Genomic DNA, 24,737 nt, shown 5'->3' with positions numbered 1-24,737 from the left:
ACCGCCCCGTCACCCCCGAGGTGACGGGGCGGTCTCGTTTTCACCGGATCCCCACCCGTCGCTGGTCAACCAGCAGTTGACGCACGTATCATCTGCGGATCGAGGTGGGGGGATTCCACTGCGCAGCACCTGCCGAGGCCGGGGGGCCTCTTGAGGCGTGCTGCCCACAAGGCCTGCAATGCCCCACCACTGCCAGAGATTCCTCCGGTGGGGCGGTCGCGCTCCGCCGGTTCAACCCGAGGGGTTACCGAGTGCAGATACGCACGCGTGGTGGCCGGCACAAGCGCCGCATGACACTCGCACTTCCGGCCATGGCGGCGGTCGTCGCGCTGGCCGGTGCGGGCTTCGCGTTCACCGGATCCGACTCCGCCGAGGCGGGCGAGGTGCCCACGATCAGCGTGGAGTCGCAGAAGCCGGCGGAGCCGTCGCAGAAGGAGCTTCGCCAGCGCGTCGGCCAGGCGATGAAGGCCGACGCCAAGAGCGAGCGGTCCCTCGTCAAGCAGCCGTCCGCCGAGGCGAGCGGGAGCAGCGCGCCGAGCGCCCGGATCATCGGCGGCTCGACGACGGGCATCTCCGCGGCGCCCTGGATGGCTCAGCTCCACTTCTCCGACAGCACCGGCGCGGGCTACTTCTGCGGCGGCGTCGTGATCGCGCCGACGAAGGTCGCCACCGCGGCGCACTGCGTCAAGGGCATCAAGTGGTACCAGGACGGCGCGGTCGTCGTCGGCACCGATCAGGTGCCCACGGACAACGGCGACGGTACGTGGGACTTCCACGGCGGCACGGTCCTCGGCGCGTACCGCCAGTGGAACCACCCGCAGTACAGCCCGTACACGATCGACAACGACGTGGCCGTCCTCACGCTCACGTCGACGGTGCCGTCCACGGTCAAGCCGCTGCCGCTCGCGCAGCCCACCGACTCGGCGCTCTACCAGGCCGGGCTCGACGGCAAGGTGTACGGCTGGGGCCGCACCAGCTCCACCGAGCCGAACAGCGGCTCGGACGTCCTGAAGGTCGCCGACGCCGACATGGTCTCGGACACCGACTGCGCCGCCGCCTACCCGGCACCGACGCAGACCGCGGCGAAGTTCATCAAGGGCCACATGGTCTGCGCCGGCGCCGCGCCCACGGGCGACGACGCCACCACCGAGACCACCTGCAACGGTGACTCCGGCGGCCCGCTGGTCGTCGGCGGCAAGCTCGTCGGCATCGTCTCGTGGGGCGACGTCGACTGCTCGGCCGCGGGCAAGTACGGCGTGTACGCGAAGGTCTCCACCTACTCCGCGCCGGTCCAGGCGCGCGTCGACGACGCCAACTGGAACAACGACCACACGGCCGACGTGCTCGCGCGCCGTACCTCGGACAACACGCTGTTCGGCTGGACCTCGAAGGTCACTTCGTTCGCCCGTACGCTCAACCACGGCAACTTCGCCGGCGTCAACCTGATGGTCCAGGGCGACCTCAACCGTGACGACTGGGAAGACCTCGTCTACCGCGCGAGCAACGGCTACGTCTACTGGGCGTACAGCGACGCGGACCCGAAGCTGCTGTCCACCGGCTGGGCCAAGAACAAGCAGATCCTGATCCCCGGTGACCTCACCGGCGACGAGCTGCCCGACCTGCTCACCGTGAACTCCACCGGCTACCTGATCCTCTACCCGGGCAAGGGCAACGGCGGCTTCGCCGCCCCCGTCCAGGCCGGCGGCGGCTGGGGCCAGTACGGCGTGGTCCGCGGTCACGGTGACTTCACCAACGACGGCAAGCCCGACGTGCTCGCCCGTGGTTCCGACGGTTCCACCTACCTCTACCGGGGCACCGGCAACGCCGCGGCCCCGTTCGAGGCCCGTCGGCTGGTCGGGAAGTTCACCCTCAGCAGCTTCACCGCGCTGGTCACCGTCGGTGACGTGAACAGCGACGGTCACGCCGACCTCCTGGTCCGTGACTCGACCGGAAAGCTGTGGCTCTACCCGGGCAACGGCAACAGCGCGGCGACCGGTGGGATCTTCGCCACACGCAAGGACTTCGGTGTCGGCTGGCAGGCGTACAACCTGTTCGGCTGACGCGGTCGAAAGTCGCAGGTGAAAAGGGGTCCGTACCGACCGTGTCACACACGGTCGGTGCGGGCCCCTTCTCATGCACTTCTCACAGACCTCTCATGACCCTGTGCAACCCTTCTTGCCCCTCGGCCGTCTCACTGGTGGCGTAACAAAGCTTGACAGGGTGGACAAACCGTGCCTGAACGTCATGGCCGGGGGTAACGGGACCTACGAGGACTTGAGGAGTTATGGCCGACCAGAGCAAGGGCCGAATACGTGGCACGGGCGCTCGTCGTAAGCCGCCCACAGCCCGGCGGAAGGCCGCGTCGCTCGCCGCGTGGACCGCGGCCGGACTGGTGCTCATCGGGGGATCGGGGCTCGGCTACGTCTACATCAAGCTCAACGGCAACATCCAGGGCGTCGACATCAACAACCAGCTCGGCACCGACCGCCCCGACGACGTCGACAACGGATCCATGGACATCCTCGTCCTCGGCTCCGACTCCCGCGCCGGCGCCAACGGCAAGTACGGCACGGACGAGGGCGGCGCCCGCTCCGACACCGCGATGATCGTGCACGTCTACGAGGGCCACAAGAAGGCCGCCGTCGTCTCCGTGCCCCGCGACACCCTCATCGACCGGCCCCGGTGCGCCGACAGCGAGGGCGGGACCGTGCCCGCCGAGAGCCGCGCCATGTTCAACACGGCGTACGAGGTCGGCGGCCCGGCCTGTGCGGTGAAGACCGTCGAGAAGATCTCCGGCATCCGCATGGACCACTACATGGAGGTCGACTTCACCGGCTTCAAGAAGCTGATCGACGAGCTCGGCGGCGTCGACATCACCACCAGCGAGGCGATCAGCGACTCCAAGAGCCATCTCGACCTCAAGCCGGGCAAGCACACGCTCACCGGCGAGCAGGCCCTCGGGCTCGTACGGACCCGCAAGTCCGTCGGCAACGGCAGCGACCTCGGCCGGATCCAGCTGCAGCAGGCATTCATCAAGGCGTTCATCCAGCAGGTCAAGGACGTCGGGGTGTTCACCAACCCCACGAAGCTCTACGACCTCGCCGACACCGCCACCAAGGCCATCACGCCCGACTCCGAGCTCGACTCGGTCAAGGAACTCGTCGACTTCGCCACCGGCCTCAAGGGCCTCGGTGCCGAGGACGTCCAGATGATCACGATGCCGGTCGACTACGACAAGCGTGATCCCAACCGTGTCGCGCCCCTGAAGAAGCAGGGACAGCAGGTCTGGACCGCCCTCAAGAACGATCTGCCGATCCCCGCCTCGGCGACCAAGGGCACCGCGGACGGGCAGGCCAAGGGCATCGTGAAGTAGCCCTCCCGCGGTCCCGCGGCGGCGGGGAATACCTGGGGGCGGCCCCCGGTTTTGGGAGATACGGCCGGTCCTGGCAGACTGGTACGTCGGCCCCGGTTCACGTGCGCGCATCCCGCGAGTGCGACCCGGTGCCCTCCCGAAACTAGGAGACACCCTTGAAGCGCGACATCCACCCCGAGTACGTCGAGACCCAGGTGAGCTGCACCTGTGGCGCGTCGTTCACCACCCGTAGCACGATCCAGGCCGGCAACATCCGCGCCGAGGTCTGCTCCGAGTGCCACCCGTTCTACACGGGCAAGCAGAAGATCCTCGACACCGGTGGCCGTGTGGCCCGCTTCGAGGCCCGCTTCGGCAAGGCTGCCGGCTCCGCCAAGAAGTAGCGAGCCACTGCGCCGGTCCTCGGCTGCCCCTGCGCGGGGCGGCCGGGACCGGCGCTTTGCCGTCTCTCCCGCAGCCATCCAGCAGTACGAAATCCCAGGAGCACCCGATGTTCGAAGCGGTCGAGGAACTGGTCGGCGAGCACGCCGACCTGGAGAAGCAGCTCGCCGACCCTTCGGTCCACGCCGATCAGGCGAACGCGCGCAAGCTCAACAAGCGGTACGCCGAGCTCACCCCGATCATCGGCACCTACCGCTCCTGGAAGCAGACCGGGGACGACATCGAGACGGCCAGGGAATTCGCCGCCGACGACCCGGACTTCGCCGCCGAGGTGAAGGAGCTGGAGAAGCAGCGCGAGGAGCTCACCGACAAGCTGCGGCTGCTGCTGGTGCCCCGTGACCCCAGCGACGACAAGGACGTCATCCTGGAGATCAAGGCGGGCGCGGGCGGCGACGAGTCCGCGCTGTTCGCCGGCGATCTGCTGCGGATGTACCTGCGCTACGCCGAGCGCGTCGGCTGGAAGACCGAGATCATCGACGCCACCGAGTCCGAGCTCGGCGGCTACAAGGACGTCCAGGTCGCGGTGAAGACCAAGGGCGGCAACGGCGCCACGGAGCCCGGTCAGGGCGTCTGGGCACGGCTGAAGTACGAGGGCGGGGTGCACCGCGTGCAGCGGGTGCCGTCGACCGAGTCCCAGGGCCGGATCCACACCTCCGCCGCCGGTGTCCTCGTGACCCCGGAGGCCGAGGAGGTCGACGTCGAGATCCACGCCAACGATCTGCGCATCGACGTCTACCGCTCCTCGGGACCCGGCGGCCAGTCCGTCAACACGACCGATTCGGCGGTGCGCATCACGCACCTCCCCACCGGCGTCGTCGCGTCCTGCCAGAACGAGAAGAGCCAGCTCCAGAACAAGGAGCAGGCGATGCGTATCCTGCGCTCCAGGCTGCTCGCCGCGGCCCAGGAAGCGGCCGAGCAGGAGGCCGCGGACGCCCGCCGCAGCCAGGTCCGCACGGTGGACCGCTCCGAGAAGATCCGTACGTACAACTTCCCGGAGAACCGGATCTCGGACCACCGCGTCGGATTCAAGGCGTACAACTTGGACCAGGTGCTCGACGGTGAACTGGACGCGGTGATCCAGGCCTGCGTCGACGCCGACTCCGCCGCAAAGCTCGCCGCAGCGTAAGCCGCGTACATCGAACAGCCCTGCCCAGCCCGGAGGACCAGCGTGCAGTCGCTCCCCGGGGGACGTCCCCCGTACCCCCGCTCCTTGCTGCTTGCCGAGGTGGCCCAGGCCACCCAGCGGCTGGCCGACGCAGGCGTGCCCTCGCCCCGCTTCGACGCGGAGGAGCTGGCCGCCTTCGTCCACGGCGTCAAGCGCGGTGAGCTGCATCTGGTCAAGGACGCGGACTTCGACGCCCGCTACTGGGAGACGATCGCCCGCCGCGAGGCCCGCGAGCCGCTGCAGCACATCACCGGGCGCGCCTTCTTCCGCTATCTGGAGCTGCAGGTCGGCCCCGGGGTCTTCGTGCCGCGTCCGGAGACCGAATCGGTCGTCGGCTGGGCCATAGACGCCGTACGGGCCATGGACGTCGTCGAACCGCTCGTCATCGATCTGTGCTCCGGCTCCGGGGCCATCGCCCTCGCCATCGCCCAGGAGGTGCCGCGCTCGCGCGTGCACGCCGTCGAGCTGTCCGACGACGCCATCGGCTGGACCCGGAAGAACGCCGAGGGGTCCAGGGTCACCGTGCACCACGGCGACGCCCTGAGCGCTCTCCCGGAGTTCGACGGCCAGGTCGACCTGGTCATCTCCAACCCGCCGTACATCCCGCTCACCGAGTGGGAGTATGTCGCCCCCGAAGCCCGTGACCACGACCCTCAAATGGCCCTCTTCTCCGGGGAGGACGGCCTCGACACCATCCGCGGCATCGAGCGCACCGCGCACCGGCTGCTGCGGCCCGGCGGTCTCGTCGTCGTCGAGCACGCCGACACCCAGGGCGGCCAGGTGCCGTGGATCTTCAAGGAGGAGGACGGCTGGGCGGACGCGGCCGACCACCCCGACCTGAACAACCGCCCGCGCTTCGCGACCGCGCGCAAGGCAATGCCGTGATCAACCGCACTGTGTACGTGTCCATGGACCAGGAGGCCCGCTGATGGCTCGGCGATACGACTGCAACGACGCGACGGACCGCACCACCGGCCTGCGGGAAGCCGCATCGGCCGTCCGCCGCGGCGAACTGGTCGTGCTCCCCACCGACACCGTGTACGGCATCGGTGCGGACGCGTTCAGCTCCGAGGCCGTCGCCGATCTGCTGGAGGCCAAGGGACGTGGCCGCAGCATGCCCACCCCGGTCCTCATCGGCTCCCCGAACACCCTCCACGGCCTGGTCACCGACTTCTCCGAGCAGGCGTGGGAGCTCGTCGACGCGTTCTGGCCGGGCGCGCTGACGCTGGTCGCCAAGCACCAGCCGTCGCTGCAGTGGGACCTCGGCGACACCCGGGGCACCGTCGCCATCCGGATGCCGCTGCACCCCGTGGCCATCGAGCTGCTCACCGACGTCGGCCCGATGGCCGTCTCGTCCGCGAACCTGACGGGCCACCCGTCGCCCGAGGACTGCGACGCCGCGCAGGACATGCTCGGCGACTCCGTCTCCGTGTACCTCGACGGCGGCCCGACGCCCGGCATCGTGCCGTCCTCGATCGTCGACGTCACCGGCAAGGTCCCGGTCCTGCTGCGCGCGGGCGCGCTGGACGCGGACGAGCTCCGCAAGGTCGTACCCGACCTCGAGGTGGCCAGTTGACTGCCCCTGAGGGGCGTGGCATAGGCGGTACGGACGACGCCTTCCGCATTCTCCACGTCAGCACCGGCAACGTGTGCCGCTCGCCGATCACCGAGCGGCTGACGCGGCATGCCCTCAGCCGCCGCCTCGGCGACCCCCTCGCCGGCGGGCTGATCGTGGAGAGCGCGGGCACCTGGGGGCACGAGGGCGCGCCCATGGAGGCGAACGCCGCGACGGTCCTCGGCGACTTCGGTGCCGACCCCAGCGGCTTCGTCGGCCGCGAGCTGCTCGACGAGCACGTCATCCGCGCGGACCTGGTGCTGACCGCCACACGCGACCACCGCGCACAGGTCATCTCCATGGGCCACTCCGCCGGTCTGCGCACGTTCACGCTGAAGGAGTTCACCCGGCTCGTCCGGGCGATAGACCCGGCGACGCTGCCGGACGCCCTGGACGACGGTGTCGTCGAGCGCGCGCGGGCACTGGTGCGGGCGGCGGCGGCGCTGCGCGGCTGGCTGCTCGCACCGAGCGCGGAGGCCGACGAGGTGTACGACCCGTACGGGGCGCCGATCACCTTCTTCCGCTCGATCGGCGACGAGATCCACCAGGCCCTGGACCCCGTCCTCACCGCGCTGACCGGAGTCCGGTCCCACCACTGACCGGAGTCCGGTCCCACGACCGACCGGCCGCCGTACGGGCGTATACGGAGCGCAGGACCCGCCCGCGGCCTACATTGGAGGGGCCGTCACCCCACGCGAGGCCGGGAGAACCCCATGCCGGTCAGTACCGCACCCAGCGCCGCCACCACCCCCACCACGCCCGCGGACCTCGGACTGCTGCGCCGTCAGGACCCCGAGATCGCCGAGGTGATCCTGGGCGAGATGGCCCGGCAGACCGACAGCCTGCAACTGATCGCCGCGGAGAACTTCACCTCGCCGGCGGTCCTCGCCGCCCTCGGCTCCCCGCTCGCCAACAAGTACGCCGAGGGCTACCCCGGCGCCCGCCACCACGGTGGCTGCGAGCTCGTGGACGCCGCCGAGCGCATCGCCGTCGAGCGGGCCACCGCCCTCTTCGGCGCCGAGCACGCCAATGTGCAGCCGCACTCGGGCTCGTCCGCCGTGCTCGCGGCGTACGCGGCGCTGCTGCGGCCGGGAGACACCGTCCTCGCGATGGGCCTGGCGTTCGGCGGGCACCTCACACACGGCTCGCCGGCCAACTTCTCGGGACGCTGGTTCGAGTTCGTCCCGTACGGCGTCGACGCCGAGTCGGGACTCCTCGACTACGAGCAGATCCTCAGGCTCGCGCGTGAGCACCGGCCCAAGGCGATCGTCTGCGGCTCGATCTCGTACCCCCGCCACCCCGACTACGAGGTGTTCCGCGAGATCGCCGACGAGGTCGGTGCGTATCTGATCGCCGACGCGGCCCACCCGATGGGCCTGATCGCCGGGGGAGCGGCGCCCAGCCCCGTCCCGTACGCGGACGTCGTCTGCGCCACGACGCACAAGGTGCTGCGCGGCCCCCGCGGCGGAATGATCCTCTGCGGCAGCCATCTGGCGGAGCGCATCGACCGCGCGGTGTTCCCGTTCACCCAGGGCGGTGCCCAGATGCACACCATCGCCGCGAAGGCCGTCGCGTTCGGCGAGGCGGCCACACCTGGGTTCACGGCGTACGCCCATCACGTCGTCGCCAACGCCAGGGTCCTCGCCGAGGCGCTGGCCGCGGAGGGCTTCGCGGTCACCACCGGCGGCACCGACACCCACCTGATCACCGCCGACCCCGCAGCGCTCGGTGTGGAGGGCCGCACGGCCCGCGGCCGGCTCGCCGCGGCAGGGCTCGTGCTGGACACCTGCGCGCTGCCGTACGGGGACGGACGAGGAATCCGTCTGGGCACCGCCGCGCTCACCACTCAGGGCATGGGCGAGGCAGAGATGGCGAGGATCGCTGTGCTTTTCACCACTGCGCTGCGTGCGGAGGGCGAGGACACCCGGCGCGTACGCGAAGAAGTACGTGCACTGGCCGGGAGATTTCCGCCGTATTGAGGTGAATCCGAGAAGGGGCGGGGCGGTGTGCAACCGTTCGGGCCGCTCGTATGTCCTCAACCATGTGGCCAACAAAGCTAGGGTGTGGGGCTGAGATGGCCAGCGATTCCTGTGGGGCAGCCCGTGCGTGATTACCTGCTGACGCTCTGTGTCACGGCCGCGGTGACCTATCTGCTGACCGGTCCGGTGCGGAAGTTCGCCATCGCGACCGGAGCGATGCCGGAGATCCGCGCCCGCGACGTGCACCGTGAACCGACGCCGCGACTCGGCGGTATCGCGATGTTCTTCGGCCTGTGCGCGGGACTGCTGGTCGCGGACCATCTGCGCAATCTCAACAGCGTCTTCGAGCTCTCCAACGAGCCGCGCGCCCTGCTCTCGGGCGCCGCGCTGATCTGGCTGATCGGTGTGCTGGACGACAAGTTCGAGATCGACGCGCTGATCAAGCTGGGCGGGCAGATGATCGCCGCCGGCGTGATGGTGATGCAGGGTCTGACGATCCTGTGGCTGCCGATCCCCGGCGTCGGCACGGTCTCCCTCACCCAGTGGCAGGGCACGCTGCTGACGGTGGCGCTGGTGGTCATCACCATCAACGCCGTGAACTTCGTGGACGGCCTGGACGGCCTCGCCGCCGGCATGGTCTGCATCGCCTCCGCGGCCTTCTTCCTCTATGCGTACCGGATGTGGTTCGGCTACACGATCGAGGCCGCCGCGCCCGCCACGCTGTTCACCGCCATCCTCATGGGCATGTGCCTGGGCTTCCTCCCGCACAACATGCACCCGGCGCGGATCTTCATGGGCGACTCCGGATCGATGCTGATCGGCCTGGTGCTGGCCGCGTCCGCGATCTCGGTGACCGGGCAGGTCGACCCCGACGCGCTGAAGCTGTTCGAGGGCGGCACCCGCGAGGCCACGCACGCGGCGCTGCCGGTCTTCATCCCGCTGCTGCTGCCGCTGACGATCATCGCCATCCCGTTCGCGGACCTGGTGCTGGCGATCGTCCGCCGTACCTGGAAGGGCAAGTCGCCGTTCGCCGCCGACCGCGGCCACCTCCACCACCGGCTGCTGGAGATCGGGCACTCGCACAGTCGCGCCGTGCTGATCATGTACTTCTGGTCGGCGCTGATCGCCTTCGGCGTCGTTCTGTACTCGGTGCACAGCGCGTCGATGTGGATCGTCTTCGCGATCGTGGTGCTCAGCGCCCTCGGCCTGGGACTCCTGCTGCTGCCGCGCTTCACCCCGAGGGCCCCGCGCTGGGCGGAGTCCTTCGTTCCGCCCCGCTACCGGCGCCGTCCGCAGCACGAGCACGTGCGCCCCTCGGCGTACGGCGAGACGGTCGGCGAGCGACCGGAGGGACACCCGGAAGAGCGCGTTCCGGTGCCTGCGGGCATCAACGGAGCGACCGCGATCGGGTCACGTTCACGCTTCAACGACCGGCGTAAGGCCGGGACGCCGAGTTGACGTTTCCGTGCAATACCAGACAAACCGCTCTGGGATCGTGCACACACGCGCAGGGTCACTCTCATGTGTGACAGTTGGCACACCCTATGGGTAAAGACCTATTCAAATAGTTTGTGATACGGTTCACGAGAGCCGGAGACAGAGCCGAAGGACCGTAGTGCGCGGATTCTTCGGCCCCGGGACCTGCCTCGGACCGGATCTACGCTCGTCCATGACGACACCACTGCCCCCACCACCCCGCGGAGCTGCCGCCATGCCGTCCAACGACGTCCGGACTCTCCTCCAGACCGCCGTGCCCACTGCTGCCGTCGGCGTGATCGCCGCCGTGATCAGCGGTGTGCTCGCCGGCGGCAAGGGAGCGCTCGGCGCGGTCGTCGGCACCCTGGTGGTCATCCTCTTCATGGGCATCGGGATCGTCATCCTGCAGCGGACCGCCAAGCAGTTCCCGCAGCTGTTCCAGGCGATGGGCCTGATGCTCTACACGACGCAGTTGCTCGTGCTGTTCATCTTCGTCGCCGCCTTCAAGGACACCACCCTGTTCAACCCCAAGGCCTTCGCCGCCTCGCTCGTCGCGGCGACGCTGGTCTGGGTGGCCGCACAGGCCCGTGCCCACATGAAGGCCAAGATCCTGTACGTCGAGCCGGAGCCGTCCGATCCCCGCAAGGGCGAAAAGACGGGGCCGTCGTCGTGACGGGTAGGGCCGGGATAAGTGGGCGTTCGAGATCCTGCTATCGTCCGGTGCCAACTGCGGCACTGCGGGCGCGGGCATCTGAGCTGACGCCTGCTCGAACGCGAGGCCTCGATGCCTGACCGCCGCCCCCACATCCGAAACACCAGTCCGGTGCCGACTCGCGGCTGCGCGCCGCGCCGACACAACGAGGTTGCCGAACCCATGCGTCACGCCGAAGGAGCCCGCGGTGAGTGCTGAACAGACCACGCTCGCCTTTGACTGGAGCTGCCGCATCCTGGCCGACAACGGCTGTGGCTTTCCGGCACCGGGCCTGCACTCCTTCCTCTTCCAGCCGCTGTTCCACGTCGGCGGCTTCGAGTTCAACAAGGTGATGCTGCTCGCGCTGCTCACCACGCTGGTGGTCGTCACCTTCTTCTGGGTGGCCTTCGGCAAGGCGAAGGTCGTCCCCGGCAAGGTGCAGATGATCGGCGAGGCCGGCTACGACTTCGTGCGCCGCGGCATCGTCTACGAGACCCTCGGGAAGCGGGAGGGCGAGAAGTACGTCCCGCTGATGGTCTCGATCTTCTTCTTCGTCTGGATCATGAACATCTGGTCCGTGATCCCGCTGGCCCAGTTCCCGGTGTCGTCGATCATCGCGTACCCGGTCGTCCTCGCGGTCATGGTCTACGTGATCTGGGTGTCGCTGACCTTCAAGCGCCACGGTTTCGTCGGCGGCTGGAAGAACATCACGGGTTACGACCCGTCGCTGGGCCCGATCAAGTGGCTCGTGTCGTTCATCGAGCTCTTCTCGAACCTGCTGGTCCGCCCGTTCACGCACGCGGTGCGACTCTTCGCCAACATGTTCGCCGGTCACCTGATGCTGGTGATGTTCACCGTCGCCTCCTGGTACCTGCTGAACAGCTACATGATCCCGGCCGCCGGCGTCTCGTTCGTGATGACGATGGCCATGATCGTCTTCGAGCTCTTCGTCCAGGCCGTCCAGGCGTACGTGTTCGTGCTGCTGGCCTGCTCCTACATTCAGGGCGCTCTCGCCGAGCACCACTGAGTCAATCCCGCCCGCACCACCCCGGAAACGTCCGGTGGCCAACCCCCACCGGTCCGTAAATGAAAAGGAAGAATCAGCATGGCTGCCACTGAGACCCTCGCCGCCGTCACCGGTTCGCTCGGCTCCATCGGCTACGGCCTCGCCGCCATCGGCCCCGGCATCGGCGTCGGCATCGTCTTCGGTAACGGCACCCAGGCTCTGGCCCGTCAGCCCGAGGCTGCCGGCCTGATCCGTGCCAACCAGATCCTCGGCTTCGCCTTCTGTGAGGCGCTCGCCCTCATCGGCATCGTTATGCCGTTCGTGTTCGGTCGCTAATTCTCAGCTACCTGACACTTTTCGACGAAAGGCATTGATGTGATCGCCAACTTCGTTCAGCTGGCGGCCGGGGAGGAGCAGAGCCCGCTCGTTCCTCCGGGTCCCGAGCTGCTCATCGGCGCCATCGCCTTCGCCATCGTCTTCTTCTTCCTGGCCAAGAAGCTCCTCCCGAACATCAACAAGGTTCTGGAAGAGCGCCGCGAGGCCATCGAAGGTGGGATGGAGAAGGCCGAGGCGGCCAAGGTCGAGGCCCAGAGCGTGCTGGAGCAGTACCGCGCTCAGCTCGCCGAGGCCCGCCACGAGGCCGCACGGCTGCGCCAGGAGGCCACGGAGCAGGGCGCCGCGATCATCGCTGAGATGCGCGCGGAGGGTCAGCGGCAGCGCGAGGAGATCGTCGCCGCCGGTCACGCCCAGATCGAGGCCGACCGCAAGGCCGCGGCGTCCGCGCTGCGCCAGGACGTGGGCAAGCTCGCCACCGACCTGGCCGGCAAGCTGGTCGGTGAGTCCCTCGACGACCACGCCCGCCAGAGCCGCACCATCGACCGCTTCCTCGACGAGCTCGAGGAGAAGGCCGAGGCTGCCCGATGAACGGAGCGAGCCGCGAGGCACTGGCTTCCGCACGTGAGCGTCTCGACGCGCTGACCGACAACACGTCGGTCGACGCGGCGAAGCTCGCCGAGGAGCTGGCCGCCGTTACCGCGCTGCTCGACCGCGAGGTGTCGCTGCGTCGGGTCCTGACCGACCCGGCGCAGGCCGGTGAGGCCAAGGCCGAGCTCGCCGCGCGACTGCTGAGCGGTCAGGTGGGCGGCGAGACCGTCGACCTGGTCTCCGGCATGGTGCGTTCCCGCTGGTCGCAGTCGCGTGACCTGGTGGACGCGGTCGAGGAGCTGGCGGCCACCGCCGACCTCACCGCCGCCCAGCGGGCCGGTGCGCTGGACAACGTGGAGGACGAGCTGTTCCGGTTCGGCCGGATCGTCTCCTCCAGCACCGAGCTGCGTGCCGCGCTGACCGACCGGACCGCGAATGTCTCCGCCAAGGGCGAGCTGCTCCGCAGCCTGCTCGGAGGCAAGGCCAACCCGGTCACCGAGCGTCTTGTGGTCCGTCTTGTGACCGCGCCCCGGGGACGTAGCCTGGAAGCGGGACTCGAGTCCCTTTCCAAGCTCGCCGCGGCGCGCCGGAACCGGATGGTCGCCGTGGTCACCACGGCGGTGCCGCTGAGCGACCAGCAGAAGCAGCGCCTCGGAGCCGTACTGGCGAAGCTGTACGGCCGCGAGATGCACCTGAACCTGGACGTGGACCCCGAGGTCCTCGGCGGGATCTCGGTGCTGGTCGGTGACGAGCAGATCGACGGGACGATCGCGGACCGGATCGCCGAGGCGAACCGCCGCATCGCCGGCTGACAGGCCACCAACTCAACAAGCATGTGCTAGAGCGGCCCGGTTGGGCCGCAGAGGATTCCTGGGGGTCGCCCCCAGACCCCCAAAGTGAAACTTCGGGCCCAACAAGGAGAGCAGGGAACCCAGATGGCGGAGCTCACGATCCGGCCGGAGGAGATCCGGGACGCGCTGGAGAACTTCGTCCAGTCGTACCAGCCGGACGCGGCCTCGCGCGAGGAGGTCGGCACGGTCAGCCTTGCCGGCGACGGCATCGCGAAGGTGGAGGGTCTTCCCTCGACCATGGCCAACGAGCTGCTGAAGTTCGAGGACGGCACCCTCGGCCTCGCCCTCAACCTCGAGGAGCGCGAGATCGGTGCCATCGTCCTCGGTGAGTTCAGCGGCATCGAGGAGGGCCAGCCGGTCCAGCGCACCGGCGAGGTCCTGTCCGTCGCCGTCGGCGAGGGCTACCTCGGCCGCGTTGTCGACCCGCTCGGCAACCCGATCGACGGCCTCGGCGAGATCGAGACCTCGGGCCGCCGCGCCCTTGAGCTGCAGGCCCCCACGGTCATGCAGCGCAAGTCGGTGCACGAGCCGATGGAGACGGGCTACAAGGCCGTCGACGCGATGACCCCGGTCGGCCGTGGCCAGCGTCAGCTGATCATCGGTGACCGTCAGACCGGCAAGACCGCGCTGTGCATCGACACGATCATCAACCAGCGTGACAACTGGCGCTCGGGCGACGTGAACAAGCAGGTCCGCTGCATCTACGTCGCCATCGGCCAGAAGGGCTCCACCATCGCGTCCGTGCGCGGCGCGCTGGAGGAGGCCGGTGCCCTGGAGTACACGACGATCGTCGCCGCCCCGGCGTCCGACCCGGCGGGCTTCAAGTACCTCGCGCCGTACACCGGTTCGGCCATCGGTCAGCAGTGGATGTACGAGGGCAAGCACGTCCTCATCATCTTCGACGACCTGTCGAAGCAGGCCGACGCCTACCGCGCCGTGTCGCTGCTGCTGCGCCGCCCGCCGGGCCGTGAGGCCTACCCGGGTGACGTCTTCTACCTGCACTCCCGTCTGCTGGAGCGCTGCGCCAAGCTCTCCGACGACATGGGTGCCGGCTCGATGACCGGTCTGCCGATCGTCGAGACCAAGGCCAACGACGTCTCGGCGTTCATCCCGACCAACGTCATCTCCATCACCGACGGCCAGTGCTTCCTGGAGTCCGACCTGTTCAACGCCGGTCAGCGTCCGGCCCTGAACGTCGGTATCTCGGTCTCCCGTGTCGGTGGCTCCGCCCAGCACAAGGCCATGAAGCAGGTCTCCGGCCGGCTCCGTGTCGACCTGGCCCAGTACCGCGAGCTGGAGGCGTTCGCCGCCTTCGGTTCCGACCTGGACGCCGCGTCGAAGTCGGCCCTCGAGCGCGGCAAGCGCATGGTCGAGCTGCTGAAGCAGGCGCAGTACGCCCCGTACTCCACCGAGGACCAGGTCGTCTCCATCTGGGCCGGCACCACCGGCAAGATGGACGACGTCCCGGTCGAGGACATCCGCCGCTTCGAGCGCGAGCTGCTGGACTACCTGCACCGCGACCAGGCCTCGCTGATGACCAGCATCCGTGAGGGCGGGAAGATGTCGGACGACACCCTCGAGAAGGTCGCGGAGCAGATCGCCACCTTCAAGAAGCAGTTCGAGACCTCCGACGGCAACCTGCTCGGCGAGGACGCTCCGGCGACCGTCAACGCCTCGAAGTGACGACGGAAGGGACCTGACTCATGGGAGCCCAGCTCCGGGTCTACAAGCGTCGTATCAAGTCGGTCACCGCGACGAAGAAGATCACCAAGGCGATGGAGATGATCTCCGCCTCGCGCATCGTCAAGGCACAGCGCAAGGTGGCCGCCTCCACGCCGTACGCGACCGAGCTGACCCGCGCGGTCACGGCGGTGGCGACCGGATCGAACACCAAGCACCCGCTGACCACGGAGGCGGACGCCCCGAGCCGCGCCGCGGTACTGCTCCTCACGAGCGACCGCGGTCTGGCCGGCGGCTACTCCTCCAACGCCATCAAGACGGCCGCCCGGCTCACCGAGCGGCTCCGTGGCGAGGGCAAGGAGGTCGACACGTACGTCGTCGGCCGCAAGGGTGTGGCCTACTACGGCTTCCGTGAGCTGAAGATCGCGGACTCGTGGACGGGCTTCACCGACAATCCGTCGTACGCCAATGCCAAGGCGATCGCGGAACCGCTGATCGAGGCGATCGAGAAGGAGACGGCCGAGGGTGGCGTGGACGAGCTCCACATCGTCTTCACCGAGTTCGTCTCGATGCTGACGCAGTCGCCGGTGGACAACCGGATGCTGCCGCTCAGCCTCGCCGAGACCAAGGCCGCGGCCGAGAGCGGCGCGAAGGACGAACTGCTTCCGCTGTTCGACTTCGAGCCGTCGGCGGAGGACGTCCTCGACGCACTGCTTCCGCGGTACGTCGAGAGCCGCATCTACAACGCCCTGCTCCAGGCCGCCGCTTCCGAGCACGCGGCCCGGCGCAAGGCGATGAAGTCGGCGACCGACAACGCGGGTGACCTGATCAACACGTACACCCGACTTGCCAACGCGGCCCGCCAGGCCGAAATCACCCAGGAAATCAGCGAGATCGTCGGAGGCGCGAGCGCCCTGGCCGACGCGACCGCGGGGAGTGACTACTAATGACCACCACTGTTGAGACGGCCACGGCGACGGGCCGCGTCGCGCGGGTCATCGGCCCGGTCGTCGACGTGGAGTTCCCCGTCGACGCGATGCCGGAGATCTACAACGCGCTGAACGTCGACGTCCCGGACCCGGCCAACCCGGGCACGACGAAGACCCTGACTCTCGAGGTCGCCCAGCACCTCGGTGAGGGCCTGGTCCGTACGATCTCGATGCAGCCCACCGACGGTCTGGTCCGCCAGGCCCCGGTGACCAACACCGGCAAGGGCATCACCGTCCCCGTCGGCGACTTCACCAAGGGCAAGGTGTTCAACACCCTCGGTGAGGTGCTGAACGAGCCGGAAGCCAACGGCCAGGAGACCGAGCGCTGGGCGATCCACCGCAAGGCACCGAAGTTCGAGGACCTCGAGTCGAAGACCGAGATGTTCGAGACCGGCCTGAAGGTCGTCGACCTTCTCACCCCGTACGTCAAGGGTGGAAAGATCGGTCTGTTCGGTGGCGCGGGTGTGGGCAAGACCGTCCTCATCCAGGAAATGATCATGCGTGTGGCCAAGCTGCACGAGGGCGTTTCCGTGTTCGCCGGTGTCGGTGAGCGCACCCGTGAGGGCAACGACCTCATCGCGGAGATGGAAGAGTCCGGCGTTCTGGACAAGACCGCGCTGGTCTTCGGCCAGATGGACGAGCCCCCGGGCACCCGTCTGCGCGTGGCCCTGGCCGGTCTGACCATGGCGGAGTACTTCCGCGATGTGCAGAAGCAGGACGTGCTGTTCTTCATCGACAACATCTTCCGCTTCACCCAGGCCGGTTCCGAGGTGTCCACCCTGCTCGGCCGTATGCCGTCCGCGGTGGGTTACCAGCCGAACCTTGCGGACGAGATGGGCCTCCTGCAGGAGCGCATCACCTCGACCCGTGGTCACTCGATCACCTCGATGCAGGCGATCTACGTCCCCGCGGACGACCTGACCGACCCGGCGCCGGCCACCACCTTCGCCCACCTCGACGCGACGACGGTTCTGTCCCGTCCGATCTCCGAGAAGGGCATCTACCCCGCGGTGGACCCGCTGGACTCCACGTCCCGCATCCTGGACCCGCGCTACATCTCGCAGGACCACTACAGCGCGGCCATGCGCGTCAAGGGAATCCTGCAGAAGTACAAGGACCTCCAGGACATCATCGCGATCCTCGGTATCGACGAGCTGGGCGAGGAGGACAAGCTCGTTGTCCACCGTGCCCGTCGTGTCGAGCGCTTCCTGTCCCAGAACACCCACGCGGCGAAGCAGTTCACCGGTGTGGACGGTTCGGACGTGCCGCTGGACGAGTCGATCTCCGCGTTCAACGCGATCTGCGACGGTGAGTACGACCACTTCCCGGAGCAGGCGTTCTTCATGTGCGGTGGCCTCGAGGACCTCAAGGCCAACGCCAAGGAGCTCGGCGTCTCCTGAGTCCCGTGACTCGTAGAGGGGGACGGGGTCCCTCCCGTCCCCCTCTTCACGCCCTCCCCGGGGACCCCCGGGGGTGAGCCCCGGCGCTTCGGCGTCCGGAGCACTACTAGACTTATGACCCAACACCCGGCATGACCGCCGGGTGGTGACCCGAGGAGCCACTCTTGGCTGCTGAGCTGCACGTCGAGCTGGTCGCCGCCGACCGCCAGGTCTGGTCCGGCGAGGCCACCCTGGTCGTGGCGCGCACCACGTCCGGCGACATCGGCGTCATGCCCGGTCACCAGCCGCTGCTCGGTGTGCTGGAGTCGGGCCCGGTGACCATCCGTACGAGCGAGGGAACGGTCGTCGCCGCTGTGCACGGCGGCTTCCTCTCGTTCGCCGACAACAAGCTGTCGCTGCTGGCGGAGATCGCCGAGCTGGCGGACGAGATCGACGCCCAGCGCGCCGAGCGTGCGCTGGAGCGCGCCAAGGCCGACGACGACGCCGTCGCCGCGCGGCGCGCCGACGTCCGGCTGCGCGCGGTGGCGGTGCGCTGATCGCACCCCCGCCGATGGACCACACTCAGCCGCGGCCCGTGCTGGACTTCTCCAGACCGGGTCGCGGCTGAGGCGATGCAGGTGCAGATGCAGGTTGTATTCCGCTACGGGACGAAGCGAGGAGGTCGGTGGAGATGTTCCTCGCTCTGCTTGTGAGCGGACTGGTCGTCGCACTGGTGGTGATCGGGCTCTTCGTCTTCGGCCTGCGCCGCAGGCTGATCCAGCGCTCGGGCGGCACCTTCGACTGCAGCCTGCGCTGGAACGTGCCGGAGGAGAGCGATCACTCCGGCAAGGGCTGGGTGTACGGGGTGGCCCGCTACAGCGGCGACCGGGTCGAGTGGTTTCGCGTCTTCTCCTACGCGCCCCGTCCGCGCCGCGCCCTGGAGCGCTCGGCGATCGAGGTCCTCTCCCGTCGTACGCCGGAGGGCGAGGAGGAGCTCGCGCTGCTGTCGGACGCGATCGTGCTGGGCTGTCTCCACCGGGAGACGCGCCTTGAGCTGGCGATGAGCGAGGACGCGCTGACCGGCTTCCTCGCCTGGCTGGAGGCGGCGCCTCCCGGCCAGAGGGTGAATGTGGCCTAGCGGGCGCAGAGCATCAAGCGGGCGCGGAGTGGGAAGTGGCCGCAGAGCATGAAGCGGGGGCGGTGCGTGAAGCACCGCCCCCGCTGCCGTACCCGGCCGAAGGGTGTTATCCCAGGCCGCTGTTGATCGCGCTCACCAGCTCACCGTTCGTGGTGTCGCCGCTGAACTCCCAGAAGAACGCGCCTCCCAGGCTCTGGTTCTTGGCCCAGCTCATCTTTCCGCCGATCGTCGCCGGCGTGTCGTAGCTCCACCAGTTGCTGCCGCACTTGGCGTAGGCGGTGCCGGCGATGGTGCCGGTGGACGGGCAGGACGTCTTGAGGACCTTGTAGTCCTCGATGCCCTGCTCGTACGTGCCCGGGGCGGGACCGGTGGCAGATCCGCCCGGTGCCGCCTGGGTCACGCCCGTCCAGCCGCGGCCGTAGAAGCCGATGCCGAGCAGCAGCTTCGCCGCCGGCACGCCCTGGGCCTTGAGCTTGGCGATGGCGTCCGCGGAGGTGAAGCCCTGCTGCGGGATGCCGGCGTACGAGGTCAGCGGCGAGTGCGGGGCGGTCGGACCGTCCGCGTCGAACGCGCCGAAGAAGTCGTACGTCATCACGTTGAACCAGTCGGAGTGCTGCGAGGCGCCCGCGTAGTCGGTCTTCTCGATCTTGCCGCCGCTGCTCGCGTCGGCCGTGATCGCCGCGGTGACCAGGTTGTTCGGGCCGAACCTGGCGCGCATGGCCTGCATCATGTTCTTGAACGCGGCCGGGCCGCTGGTGTCACAGGAGAGTCCGCACGCGTTCGGGTACTCCCAGTCCAGGTCGATCCCGTCGAAGACGTCCGCCCAGCGCGGGTCCTCGACCAGCTGGTAGCAGGACTCGGCGAAGGCGGTCGGGTTCTGGACGGCCTGCGGGAAGCCGCCGGACCAGGTCCAGCCGCCGAAGGACCAGAGCACCTTGATGTGCGGGTAGCGGGCCTTGAGCTTGCGCAGCTGGTTGAAGTTGCCGCGCAGCGGCTGGTCCCAGGTGTCGGCGACACCGTCGACCGACTGGTCCGCGGTGTAGGCCTTGTCGTAGTCGGCGTAGGAGTCACCGATGGTGCAGCGGCCGCCGGAGACATTGCCGAAGGCGTAGTTGATGTGCGTGATCTTCGACGCGGAACCGGAGGTCACCAGGTTCTTCACGTGGTAGTTGCGCTGGTAGACGCCCCAGTTGGTGAAGTAGCCCAGCTTGACCTTGCCGCCGGGGCCGGGGTCCGGGTCACCGCCACCGGTGGTGCGCACCGCGCGGGCGCCGCTGACGGGGCCGGTCTGGTCGGCGGTGTCGCGGGCCTGGATCGTGTACGAGTAGTCCGTGCCCGCGGTCAGCCCGGAGTTGGTGTACGTCAGTCCGGTGACCGTGGCGACCCTGGTGCCGTCGCGCAGGACGTCGTAGTTCTTGATGCCCTTGTCGTCGGTGGCGGCGGTCCAGCTCAGCGTCACGGCGGTGTTGGTGATGCCGCTCGCGGACGGGGTGCCGGGGGCGGACGGCGGGTTGTCGCCGGGGACGGTGCCGCCGTCGCAGGAGCCGCCGTTGAGGCGGCAGTTGGAGGGCGAGCCGGGTCCGGCGCCGTTGAACCCGAAGGACACGGAGGCGCCGGGGGCGAGGGTGCCGTTCCAGCTCTTGTTCTTGGCGGTCCAGCGGGTGCCGGAGCCGGTGACGTCGGCGTCCCAGGCGGAGGTGACGGACGTACCGGAGGGGAAGTCCCACTCGACGGTCCAGGACGCGATCGAGGTGGTGCCGGTGTTCTTCACCGTCCACTTGCCCTCGAAGCCGCTGCCCCAGTCCTGGACCTTGGCGTACGTGGCGGTCGCTGAGGTGGCCGCTGCCGCGGGCGTGGCGAGGCCGACCATGGCTGCGAGGGGGAGCAGCAGGGCGGTGAGTCCCGCCGTCGCTCTGGATCTGAATCTGCTTCTGGTGCGGGGGGTACTCGTGCTCAAGGGGTGCTCCTCGAGTTCGCGGACGGACAAAAGGGGGGCCGGTCCGTGCAGAGCACTCCGCGGGGCTCACCACGGTGTGCGTGCGGTGAGATTAGGAAGGTCTGGACCAATCGTCAAGAGGTCCAGACCAAAGTCGAACGCCGGTACGCCCCAGGCTCCTCAGATCCCCAACTCCTGCGCCAGAACGGCCGCTTGAACCCTGCTGCGCAACCCCAGCTTCCCCAGCAGCCTGCTCACATGAGTCTTCACGGTCGCCTCCGCCATCTGCAGCCGTACCGCGATCTCGGCGTTCGACATGCCCTCGCCCAGACACGAGAGCACCTCGCGCTCACGCCTCGTCAGTACGTCGAGTACGGCGGGGTCGGGGGCGTCCGGCGAACGTACCGGGGAGGGTGACGCGAACTCGGCGAGCAGTCGCCGGGTCACGGCCGGCGCGATCAGCCCCTCGCCGCGCCCCACCGTCCGTACGCCCTCGACCAGATCCTTCGCCTCGGCGTTCTTCAGCAGGAAGCCGGCCGCGCCCGCGCGCAGCGCCCCGAACACGTACTCGTCGAGATCGAAGGTCGTCAGCACGAGAACGTCCGCGAGCCCCTCCCCGACCACCTGCCGGGTCGCCGAGACCCCGTCCAGCCGTGGCATCTGCACATCCATCAGCACCAGGTCCGGCCGCAGCTCACGGGCGAGGCGCACCGCCTCCTCCCCGTCCCCGGCCTCGCCGACCACCTCGATGTCCGGGGCGCTGCCCAGGATGAGGACCAGACCGGCCCTCACGGCGCTCTGGTCCTCCGCGACCACTACCCGGATCATGCCGAGGGCTCCTTGTCGTCCACCATGGGCAGCACCGCCCGCACCCGCCAGATCTTCGCCGGGCCGCCGGCCGGGCCGGGCTCAGGACCCGCCTCGAACACGCCGCCCAGCAGCGCGACCCGCTCCCGCATCCCCACCAGTCCGGAGCCGGAGCCCGGTACGCGCGGCCCCCGCGTCCCGCCGTAGGGGCTGGTCACCGTCACGGTCAGCGCGTCGCCCGGCGCGCCGCCCGTCAGACGCACGACGACCTCGCCCGCGTGCGCGTGCTTCAGCGCGTTCGTCAGCGACTCCTGCACGATCCGGTAGGCGGCGAGAGCCACCGGCGCGGGCGGTGCAGCGTCCGCCTCGACGGCGTCGTCCAGGGTGAAGCTCAGCCCGCTCGCCTCGCCGTTCGTACGCGCCTGGGCGACCAGTGCGTCCAGGCCAGCGAGCGTGGGCGCGACGGCCGGCTCGGTGTCGTCCCCGCTGTCGCGCAGCAGCCCGATCAGCCGGCGCATCTCCGCGAGACCCTCCACGCTGTTCTGCCGGATGACGGTGAGCGCCTGCCGGGTGGTGGCCGGCTCGTCGAGGGAGAGCGCGGCGGTGGAGTGGATGGCGATCGCCGAGAGATGGTTGGCGACCATGTCGTGCAGTTCGCGGGCCATCCGGGCCCGTTCGGCGATGACCGCCTGGCTGCGGTCCATCTCGGCGAGCAGCGCGGTCTGCTCGGCCCGCAGCCGCGCCGCGTCCGCGGCCTCGCGGTGGTTGCGTACGAGCGCGCCGGTGGCGGCAGGACCGAACGCGACCAGCCCGACGACCAACCCGAGGAGCAGGGCGGCGGGCTTCTGGAACCAGGCCAGGAAGCCGACCGTCGCCGCGACCGTGACGAGTCCGGTGGTGTACGGGATGCGACGGGCCGAGGCGGGCGTCCCGTACACGACGGCGGCGTACACGATGTCCGTGTACATCAGGACCGTCGCGATGTTGCCCAGAGTGAACTGGTCCACCACGATCGCGATCGTGCCCACGGCGAGCGCCGTCCTCGGCATGGTCCGCCGCAGCAGTTCCATGCAGGACATGACGAAGAGCGGCCCGAGCGTCGCCCAGTCACCGGAGAGCGGGCGGCGGTCCTCGGTGAGGTTCAGGCCGAGCGACCACAGCAGCAGACCGCCGACGAGACCGGCGGCCGCGATGAGGACGTCGTCGCGGTGGGGGCGGGGGAGTCTCACCACCCCATGAAACACGGAAGGGGAGGCCCCTGGCCTCCCCGCCCGGGCTGAGCCGGCGCTACATCGAAGGATGCAGTCGCGGTTCGTCACTCACGACGACGAATCCCCGCTCCGGGGCCGCGAGCCTGGAACGGTGCGAAGGGAGAGCCGTCGTGATCGTCACGCTCATCGTGATCTGTGAGATCGGTTTCTGGGTGCTGCTGGCCGCCGGTCTGGCCGTGCGCTATCTGCTGAGGATGCCGCGGACCGGACTGGCCGTCCTGCTGATGGAGCCGTTGCTGGAGATCGTTCTGCTGGTGGTCACGGCCATCGACCTCAAGAACGGAGCCGAGCCGAGCTGGAAGCACGGGCTCGCCGCGGTCTACATCGGGTACACCGTCGGCCACGGCCACCGCACCATCAAGTGGCTCGACGGCCACGCCGCGCACCGCTTCGGCGGCGCACCGCCGCCGGTGAAGCCGCCGCGCCACGGAATGGGCCGCGCCAGGTACGAGGGCAAGGTGTGGCTCGGCACGGCCGTCGCGGCCGCCGTCACGACCGCGCTGCTCCAGATCGCCGTCCGGTACGTCGGCGACGCGTCCAGGACCGGATCGCTGGAGGACTGGATGCACGTCGCCTGGCGGGCGGCCGCCATCCACGGCCTGATCGCGCTCAGCTACGCGATCTGGCCGAAGAAGGCACCGGCCGCTGCCGGGTCAGCGCTCCCCGCCCGGCACCCAGAGGACGTCCCCGACCTCCTTGTTGGCCGTACGGGCAAGGATGAAGAGCAGATCCGATAGCCGGTTGAGGTACGTCGCCGTCAGCGGGTTCATCGTCTCTCCGTGCACCTCCAGCGCCGCCCAGGTGGAGCGCTCGGCGCGCCGGACCACCGTGCACGCCTGGTGCAGCAGCGCCGCACCGGGCGTACCGCCCGGGAGGATGAAGGAGCGGAGCTTGTCCAGCTCCGCGAGGAAGCGGTCGCAGTCCGCCTCCAGCTTGTCGATGTACGTCTGCTCCACGCGCAGGGGCGGGTACTCCGGGTTCTCCACGACCGGCGTGGAGAGGTCCGCGCCCACGTCGAAGAGGTCGTTCTGGACCCGGACGAGGACCTTCACGACCTCCTCGGGGAGAGCGCCGAGCGCGATGGCCGTGCCGAGCACAGCGTTGGCCTCGTTGGCGTCCGCGTACGCCGAGATCCGCACGTCCGTCTTGGCGGTGCGGCTCATGTCGCCGAGCGCCGTGGTGCCCTTGTCGCCGGTGCGCGTGTAGATGCGCGTCAGATTGACCATGTGGCCAGCCTAGGCTCGGACCCGCCCGGTCACGCGCCCGCCCTGCGAAAGACCCGTGTGCCCGCGCTCACCCCGAGCGCCGCGAAGGCGAGGGCGACCAGCGCGCCGTACAGCATCGTCGTGCTCGCGTAGTCGCCGACGTAGCCGGCCCGGACCGCGTCCACCAGGTAGCGGAACGGCATGACGTGCGACAGGGCGCCCAGCCAGCCCGGTGCCAGTGCCATCGGCAGCATCAGCCCGGACAGCAGCATCGACGGCATGGTCAACGCGTTGACCACCGGCCCGAACTCGTGCGGCTCGGCGACCTTCATCGCCAGCGCGTACGACAGCGAGGCGAGCGCGACCGTCAGTACGGCGAGGAAGGCGAAGCCGATGAGGATGCCGCCGAGCGGTGCCCGCAACCCCATCGCCAGCGCGGCCAGCACCAGCAGAATGGCCTGGAACAGCAGGACCGCGGTATCGCGCAGCACCCGGCCCAGCAGCAGCGCGAGCCGGCTGACGGGGGTCACCCGCATCCGCTCGACGACGCCCGTGTGCTTCTCGGCGATGATGGCGAATCCGGCGAACGAGGCGCCGAACAAGCCGAGTTGGAGCAGCAGTCCTGGCACCAGCATCTGCCAGGAGTCGCCCTGGGTGCCGAGGGGCAGCCCGGTGAGCAGTGGCCCGAAGAACAGCAGGTAGAGCAGCGGCATCAGCACGCCGAAGAGCATCTGGAGCCTGGAGCGCAGGGTCTGACGGGCGTACCTGCCGAAGACCAGCGCGGTGTCGTGCATCAGCACGGGGCAACTCCTTG

The 24,737-nt window shown here is 69.2% G+C and carries 25 protein-coding genes; 20 read left to right on the top strand and 5 right to left on the bottom strand.

The window, feature by feature from the left end:
• The first annotated feature begins 311 nt into the window (after positions 1-311).
• The 19 genes from ACIQMR_RS18280 to ACIQMR_RS18190 all read left to right on the top strand — a co-directional run bounded on the left by ACIQMR_RS18280 (position 312) and on the right by ACIQMR_RS18190 (position 18,704).
• On the top strand, positions 312-2,060 hold the full coding sequence (locus ACIQMR_RS18280) for a trypsin-like serine protease (RefSeq protein WP_401387914.1): 1,749 nt from the start codon (positions 312-314) through the stop codon (positions 2,058-2,060).
• Positions 2,061-2,284: 224 nt separating this feature from the next.
• Entirely contained in the window at positions 2,285-3,373 is a 1,089-nt protein-coding gene (locus ACIQMR_RS18275; protein ID WP_401387761.1) for an LCP family protein, read from the top strand.
• Between the two features lie 155 nt (positions 3,374-3,528).
• Positions 3,529-3,753, top strand: coding sequence for a 50S ribosomal protein L31 (rpmE, locus tag ACIQMR_RS18270; protein ID WP_138053108.1), 225 nt, complete (start codon positions 3,529-3,531; stop codon positions 3,751-3,753).
• Positions 3,754-3,860: 107 nt separating this feature from the next.
• Positions 3,861-4,937, top strand: a complete 1,077-nt coding sequence (gene prfA / locus ACIQMR_RS18265) for a peptide chain release factor 1 (protein ID WP_401387757.1) — start codon at positions 3,861-3,863, stop codon at positions 4,935-4,937.
• A 42-nt stretch (positions 4,938-4,979) separates the two neighbouring features.
• Positions 4,980-5,861, top strand: a complete 882-nt coding sequence (gene prmC / locus ACIQMR_RS18260) for a peptide chain release factor N(5)-glutamine methyltransferase (protein WP_401387754.1) — start codon at positions 4,980-4,982, stop codon at positions 5,859-5,861.
• Positions 5,862-5,904: 43 nt separating this feature from the next.
• Entirely contained in the window at positions 5,905-6,552 is a 648-nt protein-coding gene (locus ACIQMR_RS18255; protein WP_266383243.1) for an L-threonylcarbamoyladenylate synthase, read from the top strand.
• The gene (locus ACIQMR_RS18250; RefSeq protein WP_401387750.1) at positions 6,549-7,190 is read left to right on the top strand and encodes a protein-tyrosine-phosphatase; all 642 of its coding nucleotides are present in this window, start codon (positions 6,549-6,551) and stop codon (positions 7,188-7,190) included. Before ACIQMR_RS18255 ends, ACIQMR_RS18250 begins: the two co-directional genes overlap by 4 nt.
• 114 nt (positions 7,191-7,304) lie before the next feature.
• Positions 7,305-8,570 carry a serine hydroxymethyltransferase gene (gene glyA / locus ACIQMR_RS18245; RefSeq protein ID WP_401387747.1) on the top strand — a complete coding sequence of 422 codons (1,266 nt, stop codon included), beginning with the start codon at positions 7,305-7,307 and terminating at the stop codon, positions 8,568-8,570.
• Between the two features lie 123 nt (positions 8,571-8,693).
• A complete protein-coding gene (locus ACIQMR_RS18240) occupies positions 8,694-10,028 on the top strand; it encodes an MraY family glycosyltransferase (RefSeq protein ID WP_401387744.1) in 1,335 nt (444 codons plus the stop codon).
• Between the two features lie 253 nt (positions 10,029-10,281).
• A complete protein-coding gene (locus tag ACIQMR_RS18235; protein ID WP_266383254.1) occupies positions 10,282-10,719 on the top strand; it encodes a hypothetical protein in 438 nt (145 codons plus the stop codon).
• Between the two features lie 274 nt (positions 10,720-10,993).
• On the top strand, positions 10,994-11,764 hold the full coding sequence (gene atpB, locus ACIQMR_RS18230) for a F0F1 ATP synthase subunit A (protein WP_401387911.1): 771 nt from the start codon (positions 10,994-10,996) through the stop codon (positions 11,762-11,764).
• Between the two features lie 78 nt (positions 11,765-11,842).
• Complete coding sequence (atpE, locus tag ACIQMR_RS18225; protein ID WP_017949948.1) at positions 11,843-12,079, top strand: ATP synthase F0 subunit C; 237 nt, start codon at positions 11,843-11,845, stop codon at positions 12,077-12,079.
• Between the two features lie 39 nt (positions 12,080-12,118).
• The gene (locus ACIQMR_RS18220) at positions 12,119-12,667 is read left to right on the top strand and encodes a F0F1 ATP synthase subunit B (protein WP_266383256.1); all 549 of its coding nucleotides are present in this window, start codon (positions 12,119-12,121) and stop codon (positions 12,665-12,667) included.
• Positions 12,664-13,479: a F0F1 ATP synthase subunit delta gene (locus ACIQMR_RS18215; protein ID WP_401387739.1), complete on the top strand. Its 816-nt coding sequence runs from the start codon at positions 12,664-12,666 to the stop codon at positions 13,477-13,479. The genes ACIQMR_RS18220 and ACIQMR_RS18215 overlap by 4 nt, the downstream gene beginning before the upstream one ends.
• Before the next feature lie 123 nt (positions 13,480-13,602).
• Positions 13,603-15,201 carry a F0F1 ATP synthase subunit alpha gene (atpA, locus tag ACIQMR_RS18210; RefSeq protein WP_401387737.1) on the top strand — a complete coding sequence of 533 codons (1,599 nt, stop codon included), beginning with the start codon at positions 13,603-13,605 and terminating at the stop codon, positions 15,199-15,201.
• Positions 15,202-15,221: 20 nt separating this feature from the next.
• A complete protein-coding gene (locus ACIQMR_RS18205; RefSeq protein WP_401387734.1) occupies positions 15,222-16,145 on the top strand; it encodes a F0F1 ATP synthase subunit gamma in 924 nt (307 codons plus the stop codon).
• The gene (atpD, locus tag ACIQMR_RS18200; RefSeq protein ID WP_401387731.1) at positions 16,145-17,587 is read left to right on the top strand and encodes a F0F1 ATP synthase subunit beta; all 1,443 of its coding nucleotides are present in this window, start codon (positions 16,145-16,147) and stop codon (positions 17,585-17,587) included. Before ACIQMR_RS18205 ends, atpD begins: the two co-directional genes overlap by 1 nt.
• A 164-nt stretch (positions 17,588-17,751) precedes the next feature.
• The gene (locus ACIQMR_RS18195; protein WP_401387729.1) at positions 17,752-18,123 is read left to right on the top strand and encodes a F0F1 ATP synthase subunit epsilon; all 372 of its coding nucleotides are present in this window, start codon (positions 17,752-17,754) and stop codon (positions 18,121-18,123) included.
• Positions 18,124-18,257: 134 nt separating this feature from the next.
• Complete coding sequence (locus tag ACIQMR_RS18190; protein ID WP_401387726.1) at positions 18,258-18,704, top strand: DUF2550 domain-containing protein; 447 nt, start codon at positions 18,258-18,260, stop codon at positions 18,702-18,704.
• Positions 18,705-18,810: 106 nt separating this feature from the next.
• Here the strand turns inward: ACIQMR_RS18190 and ACIQMR_RS18185 are convergent, their stop codons facing one another.
• The 3 genes from ACIQMR_RS18185 to ACIQMR_RS18175 form a co-directional block, all read right to left on the bottom strand.
• On the bottom strand, positions 18,811-20,661 hold the full coding sequence (locus ACIQMR_RS18185; RefSeq protein ID WP_401387723.1) for a glycosyl hydrolase family 18 protein: 1,851 nt from the start codon (positions 20,659-20,661) through the stop codon (positions 18,811-18,813).
• Positions 20,662-20,820: 159 nt separating this feature from the next.
• The gene (locus tag ACIQMR_RS18180) at positions 20,821-21,468 is read right to left on the bottom strand and encodes a response regulator (RefSeq protein WP_401387720.1); all 648 of its coding nucleotides are present in this window, start codon (positions 21,466-21,468) and stop codon (positions 20,821-20,823) included.
• Entirely contained in the window at positions 21,465-22,679 is a 1,215-nt protein-coding gene (locus ACIQMR_RS18175; protein ID WP_401387717.1) for a sensor histidine kinase, read from the bottom strand. Before ACIQMR_RS18175 ends, ACIQMR_RS18180 begins: the two co-directional genes overlap by 4 nt.
• A gap of 149 nt (positions 22,680-22,828) precedes the next feature.
• Here ACIQMR_RS18175 and ACIQMR_RS18170 point away from each other — a divergent pair, with 149 nt between their 5' ends.
• The gene (locus ACIQMR_RS18170; RefSeq protein ID WP_401387714.1) at positions 22,829-23,455 is read left to right on the top strand and encodes a hypothetical protein; all 627 of its coding nucleotides are present in this window, start codon (positions 22,829-22,831) and stop codon (positions 23,453-23,455) included.
• Here the strand turns inward: ACIQMR_RS18170 and ACIQMR_RS18165 are convergent.
• On the bottom strand, positions 23,372-23,944 hold the full coding sequence (locus tag ACIQMR_RS18165; protein WP_401387711.1) for a cob(I)yrinic acid a,c-diamide adenosyltransferase: 573 nt from the start codon (positions 23,942-23,944) through the stop codon (positions 23,372-23,374). The genes ACIQMR_RS18170 and ACIQMR_RS18165 overlap by 84 nt on opposite strands.
• A gap of 29 nt (positions 23,945-23,973) precedes the next feature.
• On the bottom strand, positions 23,974-24,723 hold the full coding sequence (locus ACIQMR_RS18160) for an ABC transporter permease (protein WP_401387709.1): 750 nt from the start codon (positions 24,721-24,723) through the stop codon (positions 23,974-23,976).
• Positions 24,724-24,737: the final 14 nt, after the last annotated feature.

It is taken from the genome of Streptomyces sp. NPDC091376 (assembly GCF_044757085.1).
Lineage (GTDB): Bacteria > Actinomycetota > Actinomycetes > Streptomycetales > Streptomycetaceae > Streptomyces > Streptomyces pratisoli.
This window is presented reverse-complemented; position numbering and strand designations above follow the sequence as displayed.

Coding starts and splice junctions, on each gene's coding strand:
- atpD (WP_401387731.1), top strand. CDS start 16,145: ATGACCACCACTGTTGAGACGGCCACGGCGACGGGCCGCGTCGCGCGG.
- ACIQMR_RS18180 (WP_401387720.1), bottom strand. CDS start 21,468: ATGATCCGGGTAGTGGTCGCGGAGGACCAGAGCGCCGTGAGGGCCGGT.
- ACIQMR_RS18255 (WP_266383243.1), top strand. CDS start 5,905: ATGGCTCGGCGATACGACTGCAACGACGCGACGGACCGCACCACCGGC.
- atpA (WP_401387737.1), top strand. CDS start 13,603: ATGGCGGAGCTCACGATCCGGCCGGAGGAGATCCGGGACGCGCTGGAG.
- glyA (WP_401387747.1), top strand. CDS start 7,305: ATGCCGGTCAGTACCGCACCCAGCGCCGCCACCACCCCCACCACGCCC.
- ACIQMR_RS18165 (WP_401387711.1), bottom strand. CDS start 23,944: ATGGTCAATCTGACGCGCATCTACACGCGCACCGGCGACAAGGGCACC.
- atpE (WP_017949948.1), top strand. CDS start 11,843: ATGGCTGCCACTGAGACCCTCGCCGCCGTCACCGGTTCGCTCGGCTCC.
- ACIQMR_RS18275 (WP_401387761.1), top strand. CDS start 2,285: ATGGCCGACCAGAGCAAGGGCCGAATACGTGGCACGGGCGCTCGTCGT.
- ACIQMR_RS18215 (WP_401387739.1), top strand. CDS start 12,664: ATGAACGGAGCGAGCCGCGAGGCACTGGCTTCCGCACGTGAGCGTCTC.
- ACIQMR_RS18190 (WP_401387726.1), top strand. CDS start 18,258: ATGTTCCTCGCTCTGCTTGTGAGCGGACTGGTCGTCGCACTGGTGGTG.
- prfA (WP_401387757.1), top strand. CDS start 3,861: ATGTTCGAAGCGGTCGAGGAACTGGTCGGCGAGCACGCCGACCTGGAG.
- ACIQMR_RS18280 (WP_401387914.1), top strand. CDS start 312: ATGGCGGCGGTCGTCGCGCTGGCCGGTGCGGGCTTCGCGTTCACCGGA.
- ACIQMR_RS18205 (WP_401387734.1), top strand. CDS start 15,222: ATGGGAGCCCAGCTCCGGGTCTACAAGCGTCGTATCAAGTCGGTCACC.
- ACIQMR_RS18235 (WP_266383254.1), top strand. CDS start 10,282: ATGCCGTCCAACGACGTCCGGACTCTCCTCCAGACCGCCGTGCCCACT.